13 protein-coding genes and 1 rRNA gene are annotated in these 13,159 nt (G+C 48.1%); 10 read left to right on the forward strand and 4 right to left on the reverse strand.

What is annotated here, in order from left to right:
• Positions 1–9 precede the first annotated feature (9 nt).
• The 6 genes from rrf to NO559_RS14590 all read left to right on the forward strand — a co-directional run bounded on the left by rrf (position 10) and on the right by NO559_RS14590 (position 4,885).
• Positions 10–125, forward strand: a 5S ribosomal RNA gene (gene rrf, locus NO559_RS14565).
• A gap of 597 nt (positions 126–722) precedes the next feature.
• Positions 723–1,640, forward strand: a complete 918-nt coding sequence (locus tag NO559_RS14570) for a formylglycine-generating enzyme family protein (RefSeq protein WP_258332605.1) — start codon at positions 723–725, stop codon at positions 1,638–1,640.
• Between the two features lie 85 nt (positions 1,641–1,725).
• The gene (locus NO559_RS14575) at positions 1,726–3,270 is read left to right on the forward strand and encodes a 2-isopropylmalate synthase (protein ID WP_258332606.1); all 1,545 of its coding nucleotides are present in this window, start codon (positions 1,726–1,728) and stop codon (positions 3,268–3,270) included.
• Positions 3,270–4,013, forward strand: coding sequence for a hypothetical protein (locus tag NO559_RS14580; protein ID WP_258332607.1), 744 nt, complete (start codon positions 3,270–3,272; stop codon positions 4,011–4,013). The genes NO559_RS14575 and NO559_RS14580 overlap by 1 nt, the downstream gene beginning before the upstream one ends.
• Complete coding sequence (gene rimI, locus NO559_RS14585; RefSeq protein WP_258332608.1) at positions 4,014–4,487, forward strand: ribosomal protein S18-alanine N-acetyltransferase; 474 nt, start codon at positions 4,014–4,016, stop codon at positions 4,485–4,487. It begins immediately after the preceding gene.
• Entirely contained in the window at positions 4,484–4,885 is a 402-nt protein-coding gene (locus NO559_RS14590) for a hypothetical protein (RefSeq protein WP_258332609.1), read from the forward strand. Before rimI ends, NO559_RS14590 begins: the two co-directional genes overlap by 4 nt.
• A gap of 51 nt (positions 4,886–4,936) precedes the next feature.
• Here the strand turns inward: NO559_RS14590 and NO559_RS14595 are convergent, their stop codons facing one another.
• Positions 4,937–6,187 (reverse strand): hypothetical protein, encoded by a 1,251-nt coding sequence (locus NO559_RS14595; RefSeq protein ID WP_258332610.1) that lies wholly within the window; start codon positions 6,185–6,187, stop codon positions 4,937–4,939.
• A 3-nt stretch (positions 6,188–6,190) separates the two neighbouring features.
• Positions 6,191–6,769, reverse strand: a complete 579-nt coding sequence (locus NO559_RS14600) for a tRNA-(ms[2]io[6]A)-hydroxylase (RefSeq protein ID WP_258332611.1) — start codon at positions 6,767–6,769, stop codon at positions 6,191–6,193.
• A 175-nt stretch (positions 6,770–6,944) separates the two neighbouring features.
• Between NO559_RS14600 and fabV the strand changes: the two genes are divergently transcribed.
• From fabV to NO559_RS14620, 4 genes are all read left to right on the forward strand, one after another.
• Entirely contained in the window at positions 6,945–8,135 is a 1,191-nt protein-coding gene (gene fabV, locus NO559_RS14605; RefSeq protein WP_258332612.1) for an enoyl-ACP reductase FabV, read from the forward strand.
• 57 nt (positions 8,136–8,192) lie between these two features.
• The gene (locus NO559_RS14610) at positions 8,193–9,029 is read left to right on the forward strand and encodes an MBL fold metallo-hydrolase (protein WP_258332613.1); all 837 of its coding nucleotides are present in this window, start codon (positions 8,193–8,195) and stop codon (positions 9,027–9,029) included.
• A 90-nt stretch (positions 9,030–9,119) separates the two neighbouring features.
• On the forward strand, positions 9,120–9,686 hold the full coding sequence (locus tag NO559_RS14615; RefSeq protein WP_258332614.1) for a YfaZ family protein: 567 nt from the start codon (positions 9,120–9,122) through the stop codon (positions 9,684–9,686).
• A gap of 66 nt (positions 9,687–9,752) precedes the next feature.
• Complete coding sequence (locus NO559_RS14620; RefSeq protein ID WP_258332615.1) at positions 9,753–11,363, forward strand: diguanylate cyclase; 1,611 nt, start codon at positions 9,753–9,755, stop codon at positions 11,361–11,363.
• A 196-nt stretch (positions 11,364–11,559) separates the two neighbouring features.
• Here NO559_RS14620 and NO559_RS14625 read toward each other — a convergent pair whose 3' ends face one another.
• A complete protein-coding gene (locus NO559_RS14625) occupies positions 11,560–12,471 on the reverse strand; it encodes an MBL fold metallo-hydrolase (protein ID WP_258332616.1) in 912 nt (303 codons plus the stop codon).
• A 28-nt stretch (positions 12,472–12,499) separates the two neighbouring features.
• A complete protein-coding gene (locus NO559_RS14630) occupies positions 12,500–13,117 on the reverse strand; it encodes a methyltransferase (RefSeq protein WP_258332617.1) in 618 nt (205 codons plus the stop codon).
• Between the last annotated feature and the right edge of the window lie 42 nt (positions 13,118–13,159).

The following is a 13,159-nucleotide window of genomic DNA, read 5'->3' on the forward strand; positions in this document are numbered from 1 at the left end:
GCCAGTTTGCCTGGCGACCATAGAGACATGGTACCACCTGACCCCATCCCGAACTCAGAAGTGAAACGTGTCATCGCCGATGGTAGTGTGGGGTTTCCCCATGTGAGAGTAGGTCATCGCCAGGCTTCAAAATAAAACACCCCAGTAGGTTCGCCTACTGGGGTTTTTTATTTTGGATTGCGAGGAAACACTCCCCCCAGAAGCAAGCCAAAGGCTTGCCATGTGATTGCGCGTCTCGCGCAAGTACCCAAATCACTCCTTGCAGTCGCGGGGCAGGCTCATGCCCGCAGGGCAGTCCGAAGGATGATGCCCAAAACGTTGCACGGGGCAGGCTCTTGCCAGAGGCAATCACAGAGTAGGTCATACCCACAGCACTCGCTACGCTCATGGGGTAGGCTCTCGCCAGGCTTTAATTTAAAGGCCCACAGCACTCGCTACGCTCGCGGGCCGCACTGACACCCCGGTAGGTTCACCTACTGGGGTTTTTTATTTTGGATAGTGATACCTAGTGCCACTACAAAGGCCCATGTGTGCCCAAAACTCATGGGGCAGTCCGAAGGATGATAGCCATAAGCCAGGCTGAACCCACACTTATGCAGGTATGTTACATACTCAAAGAGCCCAACGTACTCGCTGCTAAATCCCCCCCTGCATTGCCCCCTCAATACTTATTACTTTTTATTTTTGTTACTATGCTTAGATAATTTCCCCAGCTTTAATAAATGAGAATAATAATGGGTTTGTTTAGTCGTGATAAATTGTTGCTTGTTGTTTGTGTGCTCCTGTCGGCCTGCGCGCCATCTTCTTTTCAAGCCGAGGATGGCCAACCGCTGGCTGCGCCATTGCCTACAGAGGCTGATTTTTTTAATGATCGTTTAGCTAATGGTGAGGCCGGGCCTAAGATGGTGCGGTTGCCAGCCGCTAGTTATGTGATGGGCTGCCAAGTGGCAGCAGATTGTTATGATGACGACCGGCCTTTGCGTTTGGTGACTATTCCCGAGGGTGTTGCGCTTATGGTGCACGAGGTGAGTTTTAGTCAATATGATGCCTACGCTAAGGCGGCCAATATAGAGTTGCCCGACGATAGAGGCTGGGGCCGGGGTGATAGACCGGTCATTAATGTGACTTGGGATGATGCCGTGGCCTATGCTCAGTGGTTGTCACAGCAAACCGGCCAGCACTACCAATTGCCCAGCGAATCAGTATGGGAGTATGCCGCTAGAGCTGGCACGACTACGCCCTTTTTCTTTGGTGATGATATTAATCAGCTTTGCTTATATGGCAATGTTGCTGATATAAGCGAGGCGCGCGATAGAGGTGGCAAGCCCTTAATTACTTGTGATGATGGCGTGGGCCGTCGTACCGCGCCAGTGGCTAGCTATAAGCCCAACCCCTTTGGATTGTATGATATGAATGGCAATGTGCGCGAGTGGCTGCAAGATTGCTATCATGATAGTTACCGCAATGCCCCCAGTGATGGCCGTGCGCGTGTGGAAGATTGCAATACCGAAGAGCAGGTTTTACGTGGCGGCGCTTGGTTTAGCTTCCCCTGGATTACCGCCTCTTCCACTAGACAAAGTGCCGAGCCCTATGCCGCCAGCTTTTCTATGGGCTTTCGTTTAATGCGTATTGCGAGATAGCCCGTTATTTAAGGTTTTATTTCTAGTACAATGGCGCCAATTCACTTTTTAACCGTTTAGCTATTTGTGTGATTCCGGAGCATGTATGAGCAAGTCGCCATTAATTATTTTTGATACTACTTTACGCGATGGTGAGCAAAGCCCTGGGGCTTCTATGACCAAGGATGAAAAGGTTCGTATCGCCAAAATGCTGGAAAAAATGCGGGTTGATGTTATAGAGGCTGGCTTTGCCATTGCCAGCCCCGGTGATTTTGATGCTGTGCAAGCCGTCGCTAAGGCCGTAAAAGACAGCACTATCTGCAGCCTGGCCAGAGCAAATAGCAAAGATATAGAGCGTGCCGGTGAAGCATTAAAAGCGGCTAATAGTGCTCGTATACACACTTTTATAGCCACCTCCCCCATACATATGGAATACAAGCTGCGCATGCAGCCTGATGCAGTGGTTGAGCGTGCCGTGCAGTCGGTGAAGCAGGCCTGCACTTATACTAACGATGTAGAGTTTTCCTGTGAGGATGCCTCGCGCTCAGAGTTCGATTTCTTATGCCGCATCATAGAGCAGGTCATTGAGGCTGGTGCCACCACTATTAACTTACCTGATACCGTAGGTTACGGTGAACCTGCTCAGTATGGCGAGTTAATTGCCCGCCTGCTCAATACCATCCCCAATGCCGATAAAGCCGTTTTTTCTGTGCACTGCCATAACGATTTAGGTTTGGCGGTAGCTAACTCTTTATCTGCGGTAATGCAGGGGGCCAGACAGGTAGAATGTACTATCAATGGCCTGGGTGAGCGCGCCGGTAATGCAGCCCTAGAAGAGATAGTCATGGCGGTGCGCACCCGTGGCGACATATTCCCAGTAGAGACACAGATTGATATATCGCAAATTGTGCCTACATCGCGCTTAGTGTCTTCTATTACTGGTTTCCCGGTACAGCCTAATAAGGCCATAGTGGGGGCTAACGCCTTTGCCCATGAATCGGGCATACACCAAGACGGCGTATTAAAGCATAGGGAAACCTATGAAATTATGCGTGCCGAAGATGTGGGCTGGAATACCAATAAATTAGTGCTGGGCAAACACTCCGGTCGCGCGGCGGTTAAAGCTCGTTTTACCGATTTAGGGGTGAGCTTTGACGATGAAAAAGTTTTCAACCAAGTGTTTGATCGCTTTAAAGAGCTGGCCGATAAAAAACATGAAATTTTTGATGAAGACTTACAGTCCTTGGTTTCGGATTCTAATAACGAAAACGCTGAAGAAAAATACAAGTTGCTTAGCTTAGATGCACGCTCACAAACAGGCCATAAACCCGCAGCAGAGTTGCGTTTATCCATAGCGGGTGCAGAGGTGAGCTGTGCCAGTGAAGGTGATGGCATAGTCGATGCTACCTTTAAGGCAATAGAGAGCGTGGTCAATAGCGACTCATCGCTACTGCTGTATTCGGTCAATGCAGTCACTCAAGGTACCGACTCTATTGGCGGTGTCACCGTACGCTTAGAGAAGGCCGGGGTGATTGTAAATGGCCTAGGTACCGATACCGATGTTTTAGTGGCCTCCGTTAAAGCTTATTTAGATGCGCTGAACTTATTGGATGCGGGGGTATTAAAAGCCCACCCACAAAAAGGCATTTAATGAACGAACTACACCGGCAAGCGTATTTGGATGCCATGGGCGTAGCTAGCTACTTCCCTAGAGCCGTGCTGCCCGGTGCTTTAGCATCGCCTATTTGCTTATTGCCAGTGGCAGAGCCTGCTACTACCAGTGTAGAGCCGGCGGCGAATAACGAAAATCAAGCCGCCACAGCTGCAGCCTCGGCAGCTAAAAATGTTATGGCTAGCATGGGGCTGATAGACCCAGCCGCAGTTAAAAAAGTCACTAAACCACCAGTCGCAACAACAGCAAGCCAAGCCAGCGAGCCTGCGGCCGAGTCGCGGGCGGTGCCGCAGTTTACGTTGGTGGTAGTTGTTGCCAGCCGCTTTTTATTGATTGCCGAGGCCATTAACGGCCAAAAAGCGCAAGATTATCAGCATATGCTGGCCAATATCTTATTAGCCTTGGGCGATACCGCGCCGCCACAATACTTACCTTTTAGCTGGCCTATGATTAACAGTTCGGCCGTTGATCAAAGCGCAGCTGTTGCGCGTTCGGCGCTAAATGCTTTTTTAAAAGAGCATACGCCCAAGCGCAATGCGATTATTTTTGGCTCCGCTGCGCAGCATCTTAACTTAGCAGATACCCAAGTGGGTGTGCTGCAATCCTTAGAGCCGCTAGCCTGTAACGGTTTGATTACTGCTTGCGCCGCCAAAGCTTATGCGCAACCGCAACTTAAGCGTGAGCTGTGGCAGCATATAGCACCGCTGCGTTTAGCTGAATAAATGAGTACAGCCCCTTTAACGATTAGGCCTATGCAGCTAGCTGATGTAGATGCGGTGGCGGCTTTAAACCTAGCGGCTACGGCTTATCCTTGGTCGCCAGGGCAGTTTATCGATAGTTTACAAAGCCACGACTGCCACCTGTTAGTGGCCGGCGAGCAATTGCTAGGCTTTATGGTATTGCAGCATAGTTGTGGTGAAAGCTGCTTACTTAATATTGCTATACATCCAGATTTTCATCAGCGTGGCTATGCACATTTTTTATTGAGCCAGGGTTTGCAACGTTGTATTGGTGCTAACTCCAGCCAGTGTTATTTAGAAGTCCGAGCCTCAAACACAGCGGCTATTGCTTTATATTTTAAAACGGGTTTTGAAGAAGTCGGGCTACGCAAAAATTATTACCCGGCAGTGCAAGGCCGTGAACATGCAAAAATTATGATTAAGAAACTGCCTGGCAGTGCTGGAGATAAAACATGAATGTGGTTGAAACGCAGTGGTGGATTATTGATTTACCCCCTGAATGGCAGGCTGAAGAAGACGAAGAAACCATCTTAATTAGCGATGAAGATGGCGTGGGTGAGATTGCAATTACCACTTTAGAAAAAAGCGACGGTGCTGTCAGTGATGCTGAACTGCGCGAATTTAGTTTAGAGGTAGAGCAGCAGTTTGGTGGCGGCCAAGCAGTTAGTTTAGACGAGCTGCAGGGCTATTATTTTTGCTATAGTGACGATGGCGATGCCGTAAGAGACTGGTATTTGCGCTGTGATAATCTGGCCTTATTGATTACCTACTCCTGTGCCGAGGACAACGCCGGCATGGATGACGCCGCGGTTAATGAAATATTAAGTACATTATTTATTAAAACGGCGGAGTAAACTTTTGCCTATAAGCTGGTCGTGGCTAGCGCTGTTAACAACAGAGTTTAGCTAGCTCGCTAGCTCAGGTAGTTGCAACTCTTGCCCAAAGGCTTGCTGCTTAATGGCTTGTTGCCATTCGCTATAAGCTAGCATGGGGTAGGCCATGTCACGAATATAATGCAAAAATTTTAAGGTCTTAAAACTGTCAAACCAGGTAGTTAGTTGTCGTAAGCGTTGTGTCTGGGTTTTGGCATGGCTATTTGTGTGATGCAGGGCTTTATATAAATCGAAATGTATCAGGGCTGATTCTAGCAGGGCCTTATCGACGCCAGGCTCGTCAATAGTGTGCAGCGCTGCTTGTAGTGTTGCGCCATTAGCCAGTGCGCTTATGATTGCCAGCATGGCCCGTAAATAATGGAAGATAGCTGGGTCATAAAAGGGCATGGCGTCATAGTCGCCGCTGGCTATAATTTGTTGCACGGCGGGGCCGGTGCCAAAGGGTACTCGGTTTGAGGCACGGCTGAGTATGCTGATGCTGGTGTCTAAACTTACAATGGCCGCTGTTTTTGCCAATTTGTTGAGTAAATAAAAATCTTCTGCGCCTGCGCGTTTAGGAAAACCTCTGACTTGAGCGTAGTGCTTATAGTTCACCACCATAATGCTGCCCAAGGTGTGGTAAGCATAAGGCGAGCCCGCCCATGCTAAGCCAGCAACATAATAGGCCAATGACAGTTCATAGAGTTGGGTGGCAGTGTCTAACGTAGGCTGATTGGCGCCTATATGTTGGTAGCTAAATAACAGGGCGGCATGTTTATTACTATCAAAAGCCTCAGCGCTAGTAAAATAATCCTGCGGTAAGCGCGCATCGGCGTCGGTATTAAATATCCAAGGCTGTTGTATCTGTTGGCGCTGGATTAACTGGCAGGCTATATCATTGGCTATTTTTCTGGCTAAGCCCACCCCTTGTTCGGTGGCAATAGCTGCGCCTGTTACGCAGCGATCCACCAGCAATACACCGCTGTGCTGGGCTAAAGGGTAATAGCTTAAGGGATGATGGGCGGCTTGCCATAACGGTGTTGATAGGCTGTTGATTAGCGTTTGCGCCCAAAGTTGTTCGTGGTCGCTTACCGGCCGGTTAAGCACAATAATTAGCAGGGTGCCGGGGTGTAGGCTAGCAAAGTCGCAAAAATAGTCGAAGTTGGCTGGGCTTTCCTTATACATGGGTATAGCCAGGCATTGCGCAAAGCGGTAGCTAAAGCTTTCTAGCCATTGCGATTCGGGCTCAGCGTAGTGCTGTAGGTATTTCGCAACGGCTGACATGGTTTAATGCAGCGCTGCGCGATGGGGTAGGGCTTTGACTATGTCGGCTTCTATGGCAATCAGTTCAGCCAAGCGCTGATCAACTATGGCTTTATCAAAATAAATATAAGCCAAGTCCACAAACAAACCTTCGTGGCGCTGTTCCGAGCGGCTAATGGCGATATAGAAGTTTTTTAATTTACCTGGCTCTAAGGCCTCGGCAATCAGACCAAAACGCTCGGCACCGCGGGCTTCAATAATGGCACCTACTAGCATACGGTCTAAAAAATATTCCTCTTTACCGCGTCTAAAAGCTTTACGAAACTCGTTTACGTAAGGGTCTTTTTCGTCCTTGTCGGCGTGGCCACCGCGCTCGTGTACCAGTTTGATCACCTCGCGGAAATGGGTCATCTCCTCTATGGCCAGGTCGGCCATGGCGTGTACCAGCTCTATGCGGTCGGGGTAATGGGAGAGCATAGACATAGCCATACCCGAGGCCTTTTTCTCAGCAGTGGCGTGATCGAGCAAAAAACGATCAAAGTCTGCCAGTACAGCGGCGGTCCACTCGGCGGGGGTTTGATAGGCTAAATTAACTTTACTCATAGGGGGGATACTACCAATAGCTATAGGGGCAAAAGCCGCCATTATAGCAATCTGCTGGCCTAAAGTTTTACTCTTATCACATAAAAACAGGCTGGCTATGTGGAGCTAGCAGTTTATAATACCGCTCATTTAAACACTGTCTTTAATGACCTGACTCCTAAACCAAGGGCCAATTATGATTATTAAGCCACGCGTACGCGGTTTTTTATGTGTAACTACTCACCCCACAGGCTGTGCCGCCAATGTTAAGCGCCAAATCGATTACGTAAAGGCCAATGGCAGCATAGAAAACGGCCCTAAAAAGGTCTTAGTGATAGGTTCATCTACCGGTTACGGCTTGGCCTCACGTATTACCGCAGCCTTTGGCAGCGGCGCGGCGACTCTAGGCTTATTCTTTGAAAAAGAAGGCACCGAGAAAAAGCCCGGCACCGCCGGTTGGTATAACTCAGCTGGCTTCCATCAGTATGCCGAGGCTGAGGGCCTATATGCTAAAAGCATCAATGGCGACGCCTTTTCTGATGGGATTAAACAAAAAACCATAGACGTGATTAAAGAGGACTTAGGCCAAGTAGACCTAGTGGTATACAGCCTGGCTTCCCCTGTGCGCAAGCACCCTAAGACTGATGTGCTACACAAGTCTACCCTTAAGCCTATAGGCCAAGATGTGGTGCAGACTGGTATAGATACCGATAAAAACGTGTTGAAGCAGTTCAATATAGAAGCTGCTAGCCAAGAAGAGATAGACAACACTGTTGCCGTTATGGGCGGTGAAGATTGGCAGATGTGGATAGACGCCTTAGATGCGGCTGGTGTGTTGGCCCCGGGCGCCAAAACCACCGCTTACACTTACTTAGGTGACCAAATCACTCAGGATATCTATTGGAATGGCACCATAGGCGCCGCTAAAAAAGACTTAGATAAAAAAGTACTGTCCATACGCGAAAAGCTAGCTGCCAGCGGTGGTGACGCCAGAGTATCGGTACTCAAAGCCGTGGTCACCCAGGCCAGCTCGGCTATTCCCGTTATGCCTTTATACCTGGGCTTGTTGTTTAAAGTCATGAAAGAAGAAGGCACCCACGAAAACTGTATAGAGCAAATCGATTTACTGTTCCGCGAAAGCCTTTATGGCAGCACGCCTAAGCTGGATGAAGACGGCCGTTTACGTGCAGACTACAAAGAGCTAATGCCACATGTGCAGCGCAAGGTTGAAGACTTGTGGGCGCAAATTAACGATGACAACTTATTCGAAATCAGCGATATGCAGGGCTATAAAGATGAGTTCTTAAAGCTGTTTGGTTTTGGTTTTGATGAAATAGATTACGAGGCCGAAGTAGACCCCGTAGTACCTATAAAAAATCTAGTATAAGCAATCTCAAAAAGGCAGCATACGCTGCCTTTTTATTGTGAAGAGAAACTCGCTACCTTGAAGCCTATTATTGCCGGTGAATGCGTACAGCTGTCTAAGCTAGTGCGGCGGATTACAGCGCCTAACCCCGGCCTGATGACGGGGCCGGGTACCAATAGCTATTTAATAGGTACGCAACAGGTTGCCGTTATTGACCCTGGCCCTGCCGAGCCCAGCCATATAGAGGCCATAATAAAAGCCTGCGCTGGCAAGCTGAAATGGATATTCGTCACCCACACCCATAAGGATCACTCCCCGGCGGCTCAGCAGTTGGCTCAGCGCACAGGTGCGCAGCTGTTGGGTAATCTATTGCCGCAAGATGATGGCCATCAAGACCTGAGCTTTAAGCCCGACCATAGCTTGGCTCACAACCAGCTGTTTACTAGCCCGGAGTTTAGCCTAAGGGCCTTGCATACACCGGGACATGTAGGCAATCACCTGTGTTTTTTACTAGAACAAGAGGGCATGCTGCTGGCGGGTGACCATATAATGCAGGGCTCTACGGTGGTGATTATCCCACCCTATGGTGATATGCAGGCCTACCTAGCCTCGCTACAGTTGCTGTTAAACTACCCCATTACTACAATAGCGCCGGCCCATGGCCTGCTTATTGAGCAGCCCATTGCTGAAATTGAGCGCTTGTTACAACATCGTTTAGCCCGCGAGAGTAAAATTATCCAGGCCTTAAAAACCCTGCAGCCGGCAAGTTTAGAGCAACTAACCGCAGCGGTTTACAGCGATGTAAATAGTGCACTACATGAGGTAGCCCAATTATCACTGTGGGCGCATTTACTTAAGCTAGAGAAAGAATCGGTGGCATATTGCCAGCAACAATTATGGCGGCTGGTCGACTAAATCGTGGGCTAAGCCAACAGCAAGTTAGGTACTTAAACCCTGTATTAAACAGGCCAAGTACTGCTAATTAAGCACTAAAGGAGATAAACAATGACAATAAAAAACCTGGTAAAAACTATAGCCCTGTGTGGCTTATGCATGAGCTACAGTGCTGTAGCCGACAGCTTTAATTTAAGCGTGAGTGATGAAAGTTTTGGTATAGGCGCCAGTTTTGACCCCGTAGGTGAAAATTCATCGGCAGATATTAACTTATTACACGACGACGATTTTGACTTGCTGCGTATAGGCTTTTATGTAGATGTATTGCCTCCCGAGAGCGAAGCTAAAACCATACATCAACTAGACTTAAAGCTAGGCCTAAAAGGCGTGGTCTTAGAAAGTGATTTTGACGATGGCATGGCGCTAGCCGTAGGGGGCTCAGCAGAGTTACCGGTAGCCGATAAAGTTTCAGTTTACGCTGACCTTTACTATGCCTCGGGCAAGCTCTCGTTCAATGATTTAGAAAACTACCAAGAGTGGTCGCTAGGGGTTAAGGCCCATGTTATCAAGAACGGAGCTATATCCTTGGGTTATGGCTCTATAGAGGTGGATACTGATAGCGTCAACAATGCTGAACTGGAAGATGGCGTAGTATTCAAAATTGCATTTGGGTTCTAAGTAGATTCTGCTATGTTTTTATAAGCGCTCTGCTTGTTAAGGCTATAGCAACCCTATGAGTACATTATGAAAGTAAAGCATTATTGGGCTTCCATACTATTGTTACTGATAGGGCTGCTAATCACCTATGCCTTGGTTCAATATTCTACAACTCGTGCACTTAATCGTGCCAACCAAACGGTAGCCGTTGATATAGAGCTTTACGGTGGCTACCTCACTGCCGAGACCCAGCGGGCCTTGACACTGCTAAACACCTTAGAAAGTTTTTTTAGTGTTAGCGAGGTTGACCACCACACCTTTGAGCTAGTGGGGGCCGATGCGCTGGCTAACTACAAACATCTACAATCGTTATTTTGGGTGCCCAAAGTGGTGGCCAGCGAGCGGGCGCTGTATGAGGGGGTTGCCAAAAAACTATACCCCGGCTACGAATTTAAAACGCGCAACGATAAGGGCGTGTTAATCACTGAGCAATTGCGTGATTACTATTACCCCATTTATTACCAGAGTTCGCGCAATAATCGTGCGGGGTTGGGTTTAAATTTAGCGGATGGGCTACTGGGTCGTGAGTTGGATAGGATACGCGATCAAGGGCCGGGAACGTTTAGTGTTGATATAAAGCCTATTTTTGGCGACCCGCAGTACGATGCTGAAGATGCCAAAAATTATCTCATGGTCATGATGCCGGTATACGCCGGTGCGCCCACGACTGTTAGCGCCTACCAAGAGGCATTTAGAGGTTTTTTAATTGGTGCTATACGCATAGATTCGCTAATTTTTGATTACTTAAACTATGAGCGCTATCAGCAATTAGAAATTACCGTTTCAGATATCACCTCGCCTGAGCGCACCGTTTATATTGCACTAAACGAGCCGGAAAAAGGCAGCCGTTTACTAGAAGAATACGGTGCTCGTATAGAAACCGTTATTGCCGGTGGCCGCCGATGGTTAATTGAAGGTGTGCCCACCGCTAAATATTTGGGCTTAGTTGCCACGGGGCAGGGTAAGTATATAGCCTTCATAGGCATGATGATCACCTTGGCCTTGAGTTTTTATATTTATTTTTTGCGCGCCAGAGCCGAGCATGTAGAGGAAGAAGTTAAGGCCCGCACCCGTGAACTGAGTTTTGTAAATCGAAAATTAGAACATCTTACCCGCACCGATGCCCTAACGCAGTTAGCGAACAGACGCTACTTTGATGAGTACCTAGAGAAAGAGTGGTTTAGAGGGCGGCGTGATAAAACCGTGCTGTCGTTAATTATTTGTGATGTCGATTATTTTAAAAAATATAATGATAACTATGGCCATATAGCCGGCGATAAATGCCTGCAGCAAATCGCCATCGCTTTAAAAGGGGCCTTCTCACGCTCGGTGGATATGGTGGCTCGCTACGGTGGCGAAGAGTTTGCCGTGATACTGCCAGGTACGGTGGTGGATGAGGCGGGGGTAATAGCACGGGCAGCAAAAGCTATTGCGGAATTACAAATAGAGCACAGTCAATCCGGCGTTTCTGATTATGTCACCATGAGTTTTGGTGCCTGCGTGGTGCGGCCCAGTGATGAAGTCAATGTGGTCGATTTTATTAAGCACGCTGACGAGGCGCTATACCAAGCCAAGTCTGATGGCCGCAATTGTGGCCGAGTGATTAATTTAAACAGTAGTGATAACGAAACAGTATGAAAAAATTAGCGCAGATTTTAATTTTAGCCAGCGCCTTGTTGGCGGGTTTGCAATTGGGCTTGTATTTGACTAAGCCTGATGTTGAGGAAGACCTGGCTATAGATTCAGCGGAATAAGATCGTTAAGTTTTTAGTGGTTATTAAAAAAATAGATGCCGGATCAAGTCCGGCATGACTATCCTTCTAGCGTCTAGCGTCTAAAGACTAGCCTCAATAAAGCTAATCCAAGTGGCTTGGTTAATAAAACCCTTGCCCCAGTCTTGCCATTGTTTGTTTAGTCCCTGCTTTTGCATGGCATCTAGACTCATGCCTTTGGCCTTCATGGCTTTAACTTCGGCGATGGTGTTGTCTAGCATATTTTTAAATTTTGCTAAGCCCGCTTTGTCGGTGACGGGGCCGTGGCCGGGTATAACGATGGTTTTGTCATTGATGCGCTCATGGATTAGGCCAATATTTTTAGCGTAGTTAATGGCGTTGCCGCCGTTGTGTATATCTACAAAAGGAAAGCTGGGGTAAAACATTAAATCGCCCATGTGTACCACATTGGCTTTGCTAAAAAATATCACCGTGTCGCCATCGGTGTGGCTGTTGGCAAAATGCTCTAGCTGTAATTCATCACCATTAAAATGTACTCGCATGGCTTGCGGGTAGGTCAGGCTGGGCAGTGCGTGTTGGGGGTGGGCGTCGGCTTGGTAGTTAAACAGGGGGATGGCCGATTTTTGCGCCAAGCGTTTGCGTACATTGTCATGGGCGATAATAGTGGTGCTTTTGCCCAGGGCATCGTTGGCGCCGGTGTGGTCAAAATGCCAGTGGGTGTTAATAATATATTTAAGGGTTTTATCGTGCCCCAGCTCGCTAAGCGCAGTTGCTAAGTCGCCTGCTAAATCCGCATAACCATTATCAATAATGAGCAGACCATCGTCGCCTTGGCTTAATAGAATATTGCCGCCTTTTTTACTGAGCATGGTTAAGCTGTCAGTAATATTTTGCTGCTGGTATTGGCTGTTAGTGCTGTCGTGGTTTTGATGGCTATAGCTCAGTGAGCTAACAGCCAGGCAGCTTAGGCTTAGGGCGTAGCTGATTAAACGCTTGTTGATGAACGGTTTCATATTAATATCCTTATGTTGTGAGTATTTACTAGGCGTTTTCTATCACCAGAATAGCACCGGTGGTGCGTTTAGGTTCGTCTACCGCATAGGGTAGTAGCTCTGCATAAAACTCTTCCATGCAGGTTTCGGCTAGCTCAAAAAAGGGCGCTCGCTCAGGGTCGCTGATCAGTACTTTTTTAACGTCCGCATCGCAGGCTTTTTCTACCAGCCCCAATACCTCTTCGGCTAGCTCATCCCAAAAACAGATGTCGGCACCTATGATGACATCAAAGCAGGCCAAGTCCTCTTCGGTGATTTCATTAAAGTAGCAGCTGTGGGTTTGTATATGTACGTCGTTATGTTCAGCATGGCATTGCAAGTAGGGAAATACAGAGGGGTCGGCATCTATAGCGGTAACATTGGCCTTAAAGGTTTTGGCACAAAAAATGCCGCCCAGGCCCCAGCCACAGCCAATTTCTAACACATTGGCGCCGGCTTCCAAAGGGTTGTTGTTCAGGTAGTCCATAAGCAAGTAGGTTGAGCCCCAAAATTTATTGCCGTGTATAGAGGGCTGTTCGTTGCTGTTTTTGAGACGGCGTAAGTCCTTGTGCTGGGCGCTTAAAAAGTTAACGCCATAGTGATTTTTAATATGAGTATTACTGGACATGCTCAGAGTATTACCTGTGTGCTGGTTGTATTGGTGGCCGCT

Source organism: Dasania sp. GY-MA-18 (assembly GCF_024734385.1).
GTDB lineage: Bacteria > Pseudomonadota > Gammaproteobacteria > Pseudomonadales > Dasaniaceae > Dasania > Dasania phycosphaerae.